This window comes from Algorimicrobium echini (assembly GCF_900115185.1).
In the GTDB taxonomy this organism is placed as follows: Bacteria; Bacteroidota; Bacteroidia; order Flavobacteriales; family Flavobacteriaceae; genus Algorimicrobium; species Algorimicrobium echini.
In genome coordinates this window covers 538,839-553,706 of the sequence record NZ_FOVN01000001.1, presented here as the reverse complement: position 1 = coordinate 553,706, position 14,868 = coordinate 538,839, and the positions used below count along the sequence as shown (strand labels likewise).

Annotated in this window: 15 protein-coding genes; 4 read left to right on the top strand and 11 right to left on the bottom strand. The window is 33.8% G+C overall.

The window, feature by feature from the left end; genetic code table 11:
• Nucleotides 1-49 precede the first annotated feature (49 nt).
• The 4 genes from BM239_RS02535 to BM239_RS02520 form a co-directional block, all read right to left on the bottom strand.
• Nucleotides 50-1,507, bottom strand: coding sequence for an FAD-dependent oxidoreductase (locus BM239_RS02535; protein WP_092206756.1), 1,458 nt, complete (start codon nucleotides 1,505-1,507; stop codon nucleotides 50-52).
• A gap of 45 nt (nucleotides 1,508-1,552) precedes the next feature.
• Nucleotides 1,553-2,005, bottom strand: a complete 453-nt coding sequence (locus tag BM239_RS02530) for a WapI family immunity protein (RefSeq protein WP_092206071.1) — start codon at nucleotides 2,003-2,005, stop codon at nucleotides 1,553-1,555.
• Between the two features lie 114 nt (nucleotides 2,006-2,119).
• The gene (locus tag BM239_RS02525) at nucleotides 2,120-3,262 is read right to left on the bottom strand and encodes an alpha/beta hydrolase-fold protein (RefSeq protein WP_092206070.1); all 1,143 of its coding nucleotides are present in this window, start codon (nucleotides 3,260-3,262) and stop codon (nucleotides 2,120-2,122) included.
• A gap of 489 nt (nucleotides 3,263-3,751) precedes the next feature.
• Nucleotides 3,752-4,315 (bottom strand): DUF305 domain-containing protein, encoded by a 564-nt coding sequence (locus BM239_RS02520; protein ID WP_092206069.1) that lies wholly within the window; start codon nucleotides 4,313-4,315, stop codon nucleotides 3,752-3,754.
• Between the two features lie 273 nt (nucleotides 4,316-4,588).
• Between BM239_RS02520 and BM239_RS02515 the strand changes: the two genes are divergently transcribed.
• Nucleotides 4,589-6,388, top strand: a complete 1,800-nt coding sequence (locus BM239_RS02515; protein WP_245758176.1) for a hypothetical protein — start codon at nucleotides 4,589-4,591, stop codon at nucleotides 6,386-6,388.
• A 14-nt stretch (nucleotides 6,389-6,402) separates the two neighbouring features.
• Here the strand turns inward: BM239_RS02515 and nadD are convergent, their stop codons facing one another.
• Genes nadD through BM239_RS02500 form a run of 3 tightly spaced genes read right to left on the bottom strand, consistent with a single transcriptional unit; the run spans nucleotide 6,403 to nucleotide 8,478 of the window.
• Nucleotides 6,403-6,981, bottom strand: a complete 579-nt coding sequence (nadD, locus tag BM239_RS02510; RefSeq protein WP_092206068.1) for a nicotinate (nicotinamide) nucleotide adenylyltransferase — start codon at nucleotides 6,979-6,981, stop codon at nucleotides 6,403-6,405.
• 9 nt (nucleotides 6,982-6,990) lie between these two features.
• The gene (gene gmk, locus BM239_RS02505) at nucleotides 6,991-7,581 is read right to left on the bottom strand and encodes a guanylate kinase (protein ID WP_092206067.1); all 591 of its coding nucleotides are present in this window, start codon (nucleotides 7,579-7,581) and stop codon (nucleotides 6,991-6,993) included.
• Between the two features lie 39 nt (nucleotides 7,582-7,620).
• Complete coding sequence (locus BM239_RS02500) at nucleotides 7,621-8,478, bottom strand: YicC/YloC family endoribonuclease (protein WP_092206066.1); 858 nt, start codon at nucleotides 8,476-8,478, stop codon at nucleotides 7,621-7,623.
• A gap of 114 nt (nucleotides 8,479-8,592) precedes the next feature.
• Here BM239_RS02500 and BM239_RS02495 point away from each other — a divergent pair, with 114 nt between their 5' ends.
• A complete protein-coding gene (locus BM239_RS02495; RefSeq protein WP_092206065.1) occupies nucleotides 8,593-9,072 on the top strand; it encodes an acyl-CoA thioesterase in 480 nt (159 codons plus the stop codon).
• On the opposite strand, the gene BM239_RS02490 is transcribed toward BM239_RS02495, so the two are convergent.
• The 3 genes from BM239_RS02490 to BM239_RS02480 form a co-directional block, all read right to left on the bottom strand.
• Nucleotides 9,061-9,957, bottom strand: a complete 897-nt coding sequence (locus tag BM239_RS02490) for a DMT family transporter (RefSeq protein ID WP_092206064.1) — start codon at nucleotides 9,955-9,957, stop codon at nucleotides 9,061-9,063. The genes BM239_RS02495 and BM239_RS02490 overlap by 12 nt on opposite strands.
• On the bottom strand, nucleotides 9,950-10,303 hold the full coding sequence (locus BM239_RS02485) for an arsenate reductase family protein (RefSeq protein ID WP_092206063.1): 354 nt from the start codon (nucleotides 10,301-10,303) through the stop codon (nucleotides 9,950-9,952). The genes BM239_RS02490 and BM239_RS02485 overlap by 8 nt, the downstream gene beginning before the upstream one ends.
• Nucleotides 10,304-10,400: 97 nt before the next feature.
• A complete protein-coding gene (locus tag BM239_RS02480) occupies nucleotides 10,401-11,111 on the bottom strand; it encodes a DUF3298 and DUF4163 domain-containing protein (protein ID WP_092206062.1) in 711 nt (236 codons plus the stop codon).
• Between the two features lie 170 nt (nucleotides 11,112-11,281).
• Between BM239_RS02480 and BM239_RS02475 the strand changes: the two genes are divergently transcribed.
• Nucleotides 11,282-12,421, top strand: a complete 1,140-nt coding sequence (locus tag BM239_RS02475) for a cystathionine gamma-synthase (RefSeq protein WP_092206061.1) — start codon at nucleotides 11,282-11,284, stop codon at nucleotides 12,419-12,421.
• Nucleotides 12,422-12,459: 38 nt separating this feature from the next.
• On the opposite strand, the gene BM239_RS02470 is transcribed toward BM239_RS02475, so the two are convergent.
• The gene (locus BM239_RS02470) at nucleotides 12,460-13,260 is read right to left on the bottom strand and encodes a THC0290_0291 family protein (protein WP_092206060.1); all 801 of its coding nucleotides are present in this window, start codon (nucleotides 13,258-13,260) and stop codon (nucleotides 12,460-12,462) included.
• 237 nt (nucleotides 13,261-13,497) lie between these two features.
• On the opposite strand from BM239_RS02470, the gene gdhA reads away from it, so the two are divergent.
• Nucleotides 13,498-14,841 (top strand): NADP-specific glutamate dehydrogenase, encoded by a 1,344-nt coding sequence (gdhA, locus tag BM239_RS02465; RefSeq protein WP_092206059.1) that lies wholly within the window; start codon nucleotides 13,498-13,500, stop codon nucleotides 14,839-14,841.
• The last annotated feature ends 27 nt before the right edge of the window (nucleotides 14,842-14,868 follow it).

The window sequence follows — 14,868 nt, the reverse complement described above, 5'->3', positions numbered from 1 at the left end:
ATGAATTGTTATGGTTACCTATAAAGGCTGAATTCCTCCCTTCTTTTTGCTATAACTTTTTGTTCTTCAAACACCTGCCTCTAGGCTCATTGCCTACATAAAGTACTGTTTTAGAATGCAAAAATTTTGCGGCTTCAGCCGAGTCTTTAACTTTGGTAGCACTGCGTTCTAACATTTCTAATTCAAAAGCTGTTAATACACTGTCCCGTAAACCAACTTCACGCCAATTAGATTGTGGCCTGCATCCTTTTGATAAGCTACGAGCAAGTGATAGCGCGTCCAGCAACGCTTGGTTTGCTCCTTGACCTTTAAATGGGCTCATGGGATGTGCTGCGTCCCCAATTAGGGTTATGTGATCACTTTTTTTAAGTAATTCTGTTGTAAGCAATGCTCTATCATAAACGGGATATCCTGAAATTTGTGCTTCCAAAGTTGCTGATACAATTTGGGGAATAGGGTCATGCCATTGGGTTCTGCGTGTAGCTTCTGCTTTAAGCGCCTTTGAGCCTTTTTTACTTAAAGCAATGGCTTCATTTTCGGGCATTGGGAAACTAAGTTGCCACATTACGGAATCTGATGTAAATGGCATAACGTAAATTCGTTCGTTACCATTGGCAGTTTGGAATACAGTAGCCGAATCTAACAAAGAGCTGCTTACATCCTTAAGCGCATCTAACGGACAAATTCCTAATATTACAATACAATCTAAATAGCGTAAAGGTGTTTTAACTTCACCAATCAGCAAGCTCCGAACAGTACTCCTAATACCATCAGCACCGACCACAAGGTCTGCTTCAATACGTTTTATTTTCCCATTTACCTGAAAGTTCAGTTCAACATTTTTATTTTTAGTTTCCTTAATAGTAACCAACTGATGGTCCCATTTTATCCTATCATGATTACCTAATTGTTCTAGTAGTGCAGACCGTAAAGACTGCCTGGCAATATGGATATTTGTGCGTCTAGGAGTAGCTTTTTCATTAGACTGGACCCATTTTCTAATTCCCCATTCACCAATCACCTTTCCTTCGGTAGTATGAACAATATGTCTTGTAGAAATAACACCCTCATCTAATGAAAAAATACCCAAACCTTGAATGGCTTTGCTAGCTTGTTGTAAGGTAAGACCATAACCTTGAGACCGAGTATTGAAGTCCTTATCGCGCTCATAAAGTGTAAAGGGAATTTTACGATGTAAACAAGCCACAGCTAATGCAGCACCACCAATTCCACCACCAATAATAGCAACATGTGGGTAGTTTTCGGTATCAGAAATTGGATGGTTGTCGGCTGGAATAAGACCTGAACCCTTACAATTTAAACACAAAGTAAAATGGCCTTTAGGTCGTGTAGGAGCTTTTCCGTTCTCGTTATTTTTTTTAAATTCAGCTAGTGCTTTTTGATATTGGAGTCGTACTTTTTTTCGAAGTCTTTGTCTTTTTCTTCCACTTCCATGACAGGACTGGCAAATACTCCAGCAGGTTTCTTTTTGTTGCACTTTTTTCACGGTTTTTTTAATCAATTTTACTGTTTTTGTTGCTCAAATACTATTTCATTCTTCAAATCCACGGCTAGGAAATGGATTCAATTCTGTTTGGAAGTTTTCAGAGACTTCAATTAATTGTAAGTTATTTAATTCTAAATCTACATAGTATGGTTTGCCTGTTTCACTGTTATCGGGTGTGCATTCTGAATGAAAGTATATGCGTACATTGGTAATACGAGCATTTTTTTTAATGCCCTCAAAGGATATACCTTTATCTTTGAAACACAATTGTGGTGTGATAATTGTATTTTGTGCTAGGTTATAAAACCAATCAATTATTTTTTCTACATCTGTTGTTGAAAGCGCACAGCTATCAGTTTGCCAATTACCAAATTCACTTTTTATAATTAAATTAAGATATAGAAAGTTGGATTCGTATGAAGGGCCATAATTTTCAGGAAGCTCATAGCCCAATATTTGAAATTCTATTTGTTGATTTCTAATTCCTTTAAGTATCATTTTTTAGTTTAAAATTCTTACTAACTATATGCGTTTAGAACTAGCGGTTTTGGTGAATTTTTTTTCTATGGTTTAATTATAATCCGTTTTCCAGTAATACAGGCAAATTATTAATTAATTCAATTCAGTTAAGAGCTCTTTTTTTTCTTCATATGAATAAAATAGAGAACGTTGTAAGCTATCTTTGAATTTGATTATAGTGTTTGAAGTATCAAGGTTTAATTGTTTTTGAGCATCTATGATGTATAAATACGCTTCTGAAAAACTTGGATACTGACTAATAAGTTCATTCCAAACGTCTATAGCTTTTTGGTAATCCTTGTCATTATAGAAGCCCCAACCTTTTCCGTTTAATACGCCTATCGAAAAATGCAAGTTATGCCCATAATGGTTTATCATATTGTTTTTTAATTCAGTAAATAGATCTGCTTGCTTATTGGAGGCGTTGAAAAATGTGTATTGCTGAATGGACCAATATTCAAATATGTCATACAAAGCTTCTCCAATTCCTAACCCTGGTATAGCATTATGAAAAGCGTTAGGGAAATAGGTACCGTTAATGTTTATTTTAGTATTTGTAATGTTATTTTTAACCTGTTCAATTGCTTTATAATCTTCTGGATAATCTTTCCCTATAGCATACCGATAATATTTTGTATGCGGCATAGTAAGTTTATCTAGTGCTGAAATGGAGTCTATTAAAGACACGTTTTTTTGATTAAAAAAAGGATCTAAAGCAATAACAGCCGTTACGTTATTAATATTTTTAGTAAACATGGCTGTGGTAAAATGGCCATACCAAGAATGACCAATTAAGACTCGAAATTGACTTGCTTTAAATTTTGTTTCGGCAAGTTTTATAATCTCATTAAATAGGTATTTTTCATTCAGATGTGCTTTCCCGCTTTGGGGTGACATAGAACTTTTAGCTTCATTAATTCGTTTAGAGTTATCAGACTCAATACTAATAATGATTGAGCGAGGCATCTGCTCGGCAGCCGTTAAATAGTCTATTGTGTGTATTATTTGATTGTGACTTCTTTGGTTTTGTTTATCAAAAATAATAATAAGCGGATATTTTTTTTGATTATCACCTTGCCAATCATCTGGCAAGATAATGGCTATTTTTTTTTCGTAGCCCAAATGAGATGACACGAAAGCGGTATCAATTTTCGGTTTATAGACGCTATATTCCTGTCCTATTAGGATCTGACTAATAAAGACTACTAGGATTAAAGAGAAAACAGATTTTTTCATAATTATTCTTGAAATTGATGAACGTAAGATAGTCTGATTAAAATTAAAAATTAGCTCTTACTATTGCAAAATCTGGACGAAATAAATGGTAATACTCATAACGTCAGGTGTTTAATATTAACCGAAATATTGAATAAATAACCATTAAGTGATTTATAAATAATGGTTTTAAAACCAAACGTTTTATTATTATTTAATTGCTTCCGTTTTTTTGAGTAATATAACATTTCTTACTCCTTCTTCAGGTAATAATTTTTATTTAACAATACCAACACATGATTCTTAAAATGAATTTTCTACCAGTTTATAGAAGAATTCTTCTTTTGAAATTATATGTCCCTCAAATATATAAATCGTAGTTATTATTCCAATTAATATTAAAACCTGAACCAATAACAATTTTAATTTGGACGTTTTTTTTAAATGGTTACATCGGTGTATACGACTTGTGGTGGTTTTATAGCTCTTCTTTTGGTTTAAGACAAAGTTTTACTTTTCAATATTTTTTGTTTCTTTCTCTAATTGGCCTTTAAATTCTGGTACAGCTCTCTGTAACCTATCATTCTCTGTTTCAACAATTCCATTTTCTTTTATATCCTTAATTAGCCATTGCATTTCCATAATTTCTTTTCGCTGGGCTTTAATAATTTTGTCTGCAAGTTTACGGACTCTAACATCCTTAATTACTGCTCTATCACTAGTTAATATGGCTATTGAATGATGAGGAATCATACCTTCCATATAGTCGGTATCAGATACGGTTACTTGACTTCTAACTAACCAAATTGCACCAATTATCATCATTGCTCCAAGTCCAAATATTGCCGTGTTGGCGCTTTTACTATTATACATATTTAGCATATAAGCAAGCATGATAATTATCATCGAACCACCCATTATGATGGTCATAAATAGGCGAGTTTCGCTAAACCAAAAATGGTCAATAACTTGATAGGAATGCGTGTACATCAGTAAAAACATTGCAACCATAGAGGTCGCGATCATAGCAAAAAATTTTCCGTATTTCTTCTTATTGTCTTGTTTGTTTTCCATGGTTATAAGTTAAAATTATAGTTTTTTAGCCTGTAGTTAATAATGTCTTTAACAATTTAAGGCTTTTATTTCCTTTTTAATACATCCATTTATTTCATATTTAGATGCTTGTATTGGCTACAAAAGCTATTATTTAATAATAATTTATACAGACTCTATACGAATTTTTTTTAACCGAAAACAATAAAAGACTAAAAGGTATGATATTTATCATCTTTTGAGTGATTTACATTTAGCACTTTTACAGCTTAATTATTTTATAAATTACACATCATGATAGCATCCAACCACACACATAATTTCCATATTCCTGTTATGGGTTTAGCCTATACTATTGATAGTCCTATTCGTGTGGCGCAATACGGGATTTCATCCCTAATATCTATTATTGACGATGAGCTTTTAGAGCGCATGAACGCTTTTTATAGTGAAAAATTTAGTTTGCCATATCAGGAAATTTCTAAAAAAGTGGACGATTATCGCGCTAAACGTATTACAGCATATTTAAACCTGGTGGATACCATTGTTAAAAACAAGTTTTCAAAATTTAAAGAAGAAATTTCAGGAAGCAAATCGGCTTTAGAGAATTTTATTGATATGCTTCCCAATAAATCCAGCATTAAGCTAGGGCTTTCAAATTTGTTAGATGAAGGTTTGATGCTTAAAGATACCATTAAAAACTATGTAGATTCTCATTTATCTGCTGGTGAAATAGATGTGAATATCATGACGAAAATCGATAAAGAAAACTTTTATAAATCAGAACAATTACCAGTAGAATTTAATGATGCACATGCCTCACTTCGCGGTTTTGCTAATAGTAATTTAAGTTCGTCTGTGGTACTTTCAGCAGGTATGAATCCAAGATTATATAGTTATTTTGAGAATTTCAAAGATTTTTATCCCAACGCAAAAAATCAGATAAAAAAGAAAATTATTTTAAAAGTAAGCGATTTTCGTTCAGCTATAATTCAGGGAAAATTTTTAGCCAAAAAAGGGCTTTGGGTTTCCGAATACCGAATTGAATCTGGTTTAAATTGTGGTGGTCATGCCTTTGCTACAGAAGGGCATTTATTGGGACCCATTTTAGAAGAATTTAAAAGTAAAAAAGTAGAATTAATACAAGACACACATAGCGTTTTTGTAAAAGCATTAACGGAAAAAGCGTTATGTATTCCAGAACAACCATTAGGCATAAAAATAACCGTTCAAGGCGGTGTTGGTACAGCTGCGGAACACGATTTTTTAATTGACAACTACCAAGTAGATTCTGTTGGTTGGGGAAGTCCATTTCTATTAGTTCCAGAGGCAACATCTGTGGATACCGAAACACGTAAGCTATTGGCAGAAGCTAAAGAATCCGATTTGTATTTAAGTAACATTTCACCGTTAGGCGTGCCTTTTAATACCATTAAGGGAACATCTAACGAGTTTTACAAACAAACACGTATTGAGAATAACAAAGCGGGAAGTTCCTGTCCTAAAAAGTTTTTAGCCTTGAGTAAAGAGTTTGGTCCAGAAGGTATATGTACGGCATCCAAAAAATATCAGGATGTAAAATTGGAGGAATTGGAGGCAAGAAAAGCAACGTTGACGGCTACTGTTTTTGAAATGACAAAAAACAAAATCACTGAAAAAGCCTGCCTTTGTGTTGGCCTTGCCAATGCGTCTTATCTAGAAAATGATATGCCAATAAAAGGGCAGCAGCAAGGTGTGGTAATTTGTCCTGGACCCAATTTGGCTTATTTTGACAAGGAGGTTTCATTGGCACAAATGGTTAAGCATATTTATGGAAAAACATCTGTTTTATCGGATGCTTACAGACCAAATATGTTTGTAAAAGAGCTAAAAATGTATGTGAATTATTTAAAGAACGACATCGCTACGTTTACAGATGATGTAACCGTAAAGCAAATTAAAAAATGGACAACTTTCAAAAGTAATTTATTAGTAGGTGTGGGTTATTATAAAAAGTTGTTTAAAGAAACCATGCAACCAAATGCTACTGTAGTTCAAGCAGATATTATGGTTTATGAGCAGGCTATAAATAGTATTGAAATTCCCATTTTATAGTCAACTAAAGGGGTTTATTTATAAAAGTTCATCTCATCAATATACTGCCAAACGGTTTGTGGTAACATGGGTTTAACGTTGATTCCGTCTTTTATAGATTGCCTGATAAATGTAGAAGATAGCTCTATAATAGGCGCAGTTATATGATGAATGCGTTTATGGCCATCAAATTGGGTTTCAATGGTTCCTTCAGAAATTCTTGGATACACGTAAATATCGTGATTATCCAAAATAACTTGGTAGTTTTTCCACTTGTGAAAACTCTTTAAATTGTCTTCACCCATAATTAAAGAAAATTCATGTTGCGGATATTTTTCCTGTAAATGAGCCAAGGTATTTACCGTGTAATTGGGTTGTGGTAAGGAGAATTCAATGTCGCTTGGTTGGAGTTTATCATACTCTTCGGTAGCACGAAAAACCATTTCCAAACGTTGGTAGTTATCCAATAAGGATTGTTTCTTTTTAAACGGACTTTGTGGTGTAACAACTAACCAAATTTGATCCAAATCGCTTTGTTCAGCAAGCTGATTGGCAATAATAAGATGTCCAATATGAATAGGATTAAAGGTTCCGAAGTATAAGCCTATTTTCATGTTAGCTATTTAAGATTTTAAAAAATTAGATACCAAACTTTCGGCTTCTTTAAGAGCTTTTTCCAAGTTATCATTTTCAATAATAACATCAAAAAGGGGTGCAGTAGCTAATTCTGCCGATGCTTTAGCTATACGCATATTAATTTTGTCAGCACTTTCGGTTTGTCGCTTTTTAAGTCTAATTTTTAATTCGTCAATGCTGGGTGGTTTTACAAAAATGGCGAGAGTTTCCTTTGGGAATTTTCGCTTAATACGTAAACCGCCAGAGACGTCAATATCAAAAATAACATGTTTACCTTGCGCCCAAATACGTTCCACTTCCGTTTTTAAAGTGCCATAAAAATTATCACGATATACTTCTTCCCATTCCAGAAACTCATCCGCTTTAATTTTGTTTTTAAACGCTTGGGCCGACAGAAAATAATAATCTTTACCGTCTATTTCGTCACCGCGTTTTTCACGAGAGGTAGCCGAAATAGAAAACTCCAAATTTAAAGCGTCTAACCCTAAAAGATGACGGACAATGGTGGTTTTTCCAGATCCTGAAGGAGCAGAGAATACAATAAGTTTTCCTGTTTGGTTGTTGGTTTGCTGTGTCAAAGTAATTTATTTTACAAACGAATAGAAATGGATTATCTATTATAATACGTTTAAGAGTTGTTCTTTAATTTTTTCTAATTCATCTTTCATTTGCACCACAAGTTTTTGCATGGGTGCATAATTACTTTTTGAGCCAATGGTGTTAATTTCACGACCCATTTCCTGACTTATAAAGCCTAATTTTTTACCGTTTGAATCGGCAGAATTTAAGGCTTGCAGGAAATAATCTAGATGATTTTTTAGGCGCACTTTTTCTTCTGTGATATCAAATTTTTCGATGTAGAAAACTAATTCCTGCTCAAATCTATTTTCGTCTACTTTTTCTTTTAATTCTTCTACCCCTTTTCGTAAACGCTCACGAACACCTACAATACGTTCGGGATCCATAGCAATGATCATTTCTAAAATATCGGCTATGTTATTAACACGGTTTCTAAAGTCTAATTCAAGAGCTTTTCCTTCATCTAAACGATAGGTGTCAATATTTTTCAAGGCTATTTTAATTTCATCTAATATAGCTTGCCATTCGTTTTCATCAATTTCGTCACGTTCCGTATTTAACGCATCCGGAAACCGAACAGCCATTTTTAGGAGTTCAGTTTCATCACCATCCACAAGTTCTTTAAGCTGTTTCATGTATTGCTTAACAGCTGGTTTATTGATTTGTGTACTAGTTTCCTCGCCAGTCATTTCAACGTAAATAGAAAAGTCAATTTTACCACGCTCTAATTGATTGCCAATTAATTTGCGTAAACTCAATTCTTTTTCTCGATAAATTGAAGGCATTCTAGCATTCAAATCCAGGTTTTTACTGTTTAACGATTTTACCTCAATCGTTACTTTTTTGGTTGGTAACTGTAAAACAGATTTCCCATAACCAGTCATTGAATGTATCATAATTCTTAAATAAAGTTGTACAAAGGTAATTAAAACTGAAGGTTTAGAAAACTGTGAGCGAATATTATGTGTAGCACATAGATTTATGTAGTTTTGCAACTTAATTTTTATAAAATGTATACCAAACAATTCGAAATTCGTTGGAGCGATGTAGATGCCAACAGACATTTAGCAAACAGTGCTTATACCAATTTTATGAGTCATACCCGAATGGCTTTTTTAATAGAAAAAGGGTTTTCTATGAAAGAACTTGCACATTTTAATATAGGTCCAGTGGTTTTTTACGAGCACATGTATTATTTTAAAGAAGTGTTTATGGGAAAACCATTAACGGTAAGTTTGGAGGTTTCTGGATTAAGTAAAGATGGTATGTTTTTTAAATTTGATCATAATTTCTACAATCATAAAGGTGAAAATATAGCACATTGTGAAATGCTTGGTGCTTGGATGGATTTAAAAACACGTAAGTTGGTTGAATTACCTGATGAGTTATTAACAGTAGCCGAAACGTTCCCGAAAACAAAAAAGTTTCAGTACTTAACAAAAGAAGACACGCGAGTGGGTAGTAAAAAACCGGTGCATTTAAGTCTTTAATTTTGGTTTTTTAGTTACTAAATATACGCCTACAAATATCAGTCCGGCTGCTACAAATTTCACTACATTCATGGTGTCACTTCCCATTAATACAGCAAAAATTCCAGCAATAACCGGTTGGAGGTATAAAAACGTACTAACGGTTGATGCTTTTAAATGTTGTAAAGCAATAGGGTTTAATAAGTAGGTGGCAAAAGTAGCTCCAATAATAACGAAGAGCACCGAAAAGGTGATGTAAGGTGAAAATTCATACCAATTTATGTAAAGAACTTCGTTGTAACCAAACGGTAATACGAGTATGAATCCGAATAAAAATAACCATTTTATAAAGGTAAACGGATGGTATTTCTCGGTTATTTTTTTTATGAGAATTAGATAGATACTATACGAAACCGCATTGATGAAAACCAAGAGGTTTCCTAATGGAATATTATCACCAATTTGAGTAGATTTCCCATAAATACTTAAAATTATAGCGCCTGCAAAACCTAAAACAATTCCAGATATTTTAAGACTGGTTATCCGTTCTTTTAGGAATATGGCTGACAGTGTTAGCACCACAATTGGCACTACAGTCATAATAACTGAAGCGTGGATTGGAGTTGTATATTCAAAGCCTTTAAAGAATGTGAGCATGTTTAAGGCAATCCCGAAAATGGAAGCTACAAAAAACTTGATATAATCTTGTTTATCAATTTTTTGCTTGGGAGTAAAGATGCTCAACAGCCAAAAAAGAATGCAGGCTCCAAAAACACGAAGTACAATAAAACCAAATGGTTTTATGTGTCCATCATCTATCACATCGTTGGCAAAGGTGAACGTGAAACCATAAATAACCTGAACCATGAAAACGGCAAAAAGAGCAAAAATCCGTGTGCTATTCACTTAAAGCTGCTTTTAGATTTTCAATGGTTTTTTTAGAACTTCCAATAAAAATTTGATGATTAATAATAACAACTGGTCGGCTTAAAAAGGTATAATGTTCTAACAGATACTGTTTAAAGTCGGTTTCAGTTAAATTGGCGTTTTTTAAATCCATTTCCTTGTACAATTTGGCACGTTTACTAAAAAGCGCTTCATAACTTCCTGAAAGTTGGTGCATGGCTTCAACTTGTTTGACGGTTATTGGGTTTTGCTTGATGTCTTGGAATACAAAACCAGAAGGCCAATTGATAGCGTTGATAATTCGTGTACAGGTATTGCAAGTTTTTAGGTAGTAGACTTTTTTCATGGTATAAATGCAAGTTTAAAGGAGCAAAGTAAATGCATTTAAAATAAATACACCATTTCAAAAGGCTAATTTTATAAATCCGTGCTCCTTAGAAAAATCACATGTAATTTAAGTAAGGCATAATGGCATCAAAAGGAATTGTAAATTCAGTTAAACCTGTAGAATACGGAGCCACTTCATAACTATTGTAAAGTAAAATAATCCCGCTGTCATTAAAACCAATATTTGATGGAAGTATAAAATTATCAGGTTCAAAATAGAGCTCCTTTTTATCGGCTATGTGGTCGTTAAAGTAATCTTTAGCTAGTGTTTTAAAAGCGTTAAAATCGTTAAATAATTGTTCGTTTTCTAATGATTGACCTGTTAAAGCATCAAAATTTAGAAATGTAATTACCAAGCTGCCATGTGCACCGCCTGTATTTAAGTAACTGGTAATTGCTACCGAAATTACAGCATCAGTTTGATACATGATTTCACCATCAATCTGTGCTTCCCATTCTATAGCGCTATCAGGAAATTCAGATTTAAAACTAGCATACTCAGAATTAAACATATCGATGCTTTCTGAAATAGACTTATTTTTAGCTTCTAATTCTTTATCTAAACGTAAGCTTGCGCTTATTACCTCTTCTATGGATTTGTTAATATTGTTTTTTACGGCATCCCTACCTTCGGCAATGGGAATATTAATTTCAACAATTTTATTTTGGCTCGTGGTAAAGGTTTCCTCTGAAAAGGTAATAGCAGCTTCTTCTTGACAGGATAAAACGATAAATAATAAACATAAAAGGTAGAAAATACTTCGCATAAAGGAGAGACGTTAATTTAGTACTAAAGATAATTATTGCATTTGAATACACCGAATATAACTCTAACTTTGTTATAATAGAATTGAATATGATGAGTTTTTCTGTGTTAAATATTTGTTGTTAGCTATAAACAAAGTCTTTTCAAGCAAAACTTTAGAAATTTAAAATTATGAAATTTAATACCAAAACCATTCATGGTGGGCAAAAAGTAGATCCTGCTTTTGGAGCCGTTATGCCTCCTATTTATCAAACAACAACGTATGCGCAAAGTACTCCTGGAAGTCATAAAGGGTATGCGTATTCACGGAGCAAGAACCCTACCCGAACAGCATTAGAAAATGCCGTTGCTAGTATTGAGAATGGTAATTACGGATTGGCTTTTGGTTCGGGATTGGCAGCAATTGATGCCGTAATAAAACTCTTAAAACCGGGAGATGAGGTTATTTCTACAAACGATTTATATGGTGGGTCTTACCGTTTATTTACAGCTATATTTCAAGAATTAGGAATTATCTTTCACTTTGTTGACATGGGAAATGCCAGTGATATTGAAAAATATGTAACAGAAAACACCAAACTAATATGGGTGGAAACACCAACCAACCCAATGATGCGTGTTATTGATATTAAGACCTGTGCGGCCATTTCCAAAAAACATAATTTATTATTGGCTGTTGATAATACTTTTGCAACACCATATTTACAGCAACCATTAGATTTAGGTGCTGACATTGTTATGCATTCTGCTACCAAATATTTGGGTGGTCATAGTGATGTTGTACTCGGTGTTTTGGTGGTAAAGGATAAAGAACTTGCTAATAAATTATACTTCATTCAAAATGCAAGTGGAGCTATTTGTGGACCACAGGATAGTTTTTTAGTTTTAAGAGGTATTAAAACATTACACATTAGAATGCAGCGTCATTGTGAAAATGGTCGTGCTGTTGCTAAATATTTAAGCGAGCATGATAAAATTGAAAACGTGTATTGGCCAGGTTTTGAAAATCACCCTAACTATGAGATAGCCAAGACACAAATGAAAGATTTTGGTGGTATGATTTCATTTACTACCAAAGGGAATAATTATGAGGAAGCCATAAAAATAGTAGAGAACTTGAAAATTTTCACCTTGGCCGAGTCTTTAGGTGGAGTAGAGTCGTTAGCGGGTCATCCAGCAAGTATGACGCATGCTAGTATCCCTAAAGAAGAACGCGAAAAAACAGGTGTGGTAGATTCTTTAATAAGGTTAAGTGTTGGTATTGAAGATGTAGATGATTTGATTGCCGATTTAAAACAAGCTATCGGATAACATATCAGAAAAAATGAGGTTGTTTAGGATGTTCGTTTTTAATCTAAATAATAAATGTATCCAACGTTAAGCCATAAGAGGTAATCGTTATTTTTATTAGATTCTAGTTGGTGGTTTAAGCCATCAATCCAATCACTAAAATACGTTTGTAAACGTAAATCTAACATTAAATCTGATAATGTGGTTAATTTATAACGGACACCGACACTTGTTACCATGGACCAAGCACTTCCCGAAGAGGGATTGATAGAGCCTGGCTCCCAAGCGTCCCAAAAATTATTAGCATTAAGAATATTGTTATCTGCTATGCCAGTGGCCGGATCAACATATGTAGTATAGGCTTTAGGATTATACGAGGTATAGTGAGCACCAAGACTTATAAATGGAGCTAATCGGTAACTAAAAGATTGAAATTCTCTAATGCTCAACGGGAAATATTCCAGTTGCATACCAATGTCAAAATTATTTGCTTCACCAGTATGTCTTCGTAGTTTTTCTGCATTTTCGCCACTACCTTCTGCCCATTGGCCATGGTGATCTAATTTTGTTTTATTGAAAGATATTTCACTTCGTAATTTAAAGTGATCATTAAAATAGGTATCGGTAGAGTAGCAGTTACAATCTGCTCGGTAAGCAAAATTTATATAATGAACAATACCAATACCAAAACCGGAGTTTCCGTAATTGGTACCTTCATGATTACGAACACCAAAATCCGATCTAAACTGAACAGGTCCAACTATAGCACCAATTTCATGTGAAAATCCTAATTGAGAAAACCCAGATTGCAAACCAGCAAACAGGAATAAAAAAACAGTTAATAGTTTCAATTTGAACATAGTCTGATTTTCATGTATTTAGAGCAAATTACTAACAAATATATAAAATAGGCTTAATTACCCAAATTTATTTATTGCTTACAAGTCTAAATGTATATATTAAACTCACAAATAAACAAATTATTTTCAAGATGTTACAATTATGAAATATAAAAAAATAAGTATTGTTTTTTAAAGATAACGTATATTTGCAGCCACATAGCTAATTATTGTAAAATTTTTTAAATAGAAAAGTAAATGAAAGATAAAATAGACGCTTTTTTAAACCTAGTAAAAAAGAAAGATGGTCATGAACCAGAATTCCTACAAGCTGTACATGAAGTTGCTGAAACGGTAATTCCTTTTATTGAAAATAACCCTAAATATAAGGGAAAAATGTTGTTAGAGCGTATGGTAGAACCAGAACGCACAATTGTCTTTAGAGTGCCTTGGATTGATGATCAAGGACAAACTCAAGTAAATAGAGGTTTTCGAGTGGAATTCAATTCTGCAATTGGACCCTATAAAGGAGGTTTGCGTTTTCACCCGTCTGTAAACTTAAGCATTTTAAAGTTTTTAGGTTTTGAACAAGTATTTAAGAACTCTCTAACCACATTACCAATGGGTGGAGGAAAAGGAGGATCAGATTTTGATCCGAAAGGGAAAAGTGATAATGAAGTGATGCGTTTTTGCCAATCATTTATGTCTGAATTATTCCGCCATATTGGTCCGAATACCGACGTGCCTGCTGGAGATATTGGTGTTGGTGGCCGTGAAGTGGGTTATATGTTTGGTCAATATAAACGTTTACGAAACGAATTTACTGGAGTGTTAACAGGTAAAGGTATTTCATTTGGTGGATCATTAATTCGCCCTGAAGCTACAGGTTATGGTTGTGTGTATTTTGCACAAAATATGTTAGCTACCAAAGGAGATTCATTTAAAGGAAAAACGGTAGTTATTTCAGGTTCTGGAAATGTAGCTCAATATGCTTGCGAAAAAGCAACAGAATTGGGTGGTAAAGTTGTAACTATGTCTGATTCTTCAGGATATATTTATGATGAAGCTGGAATTGATGCTGAAAAATTAGCACACGTTATGGATATTAAAAATGTTCAAAGAGGTCGTATTAGTGATTATTTAAACAAATATCCATCTGCAACTTTCCATAGTGGTGAAAGACCTTGGTCTGTGTCTTGTGACGTGGCCATGCCTTGTGCGACACAAAATGAATTAAATGGAGACGAAGCACATGCTTTGATAAATAATAATGTGGTTGTAGTTGCCGAAGGTGCTAACATGCCTACAACGCCAGAAGCTATTGAAGCTTTTCAGAAAGCGAAAGTGATGTTTTCCCCTGGAAAAGCATCTAATGCTGGTGGTGTAGCAACTTCTGGTTTAGAAATGAGTCAGAACTCATTACGTTATAACTGGACTCGTGAAGAGGTTGACGCTAAACTACATCAAATTATGGATGCCATTCATGACTCGTGTGTTACGTTTGGTAGACAAGAAGATGGTTACATAGATTATGTAAAAGGAGCTAATATTGCTGGTTTTGTTAAAGTAGCCGATGCAATGCTAGCGCAAGGTGTTGTTTAATACAACAACAAAATAAAAATTTTAAAG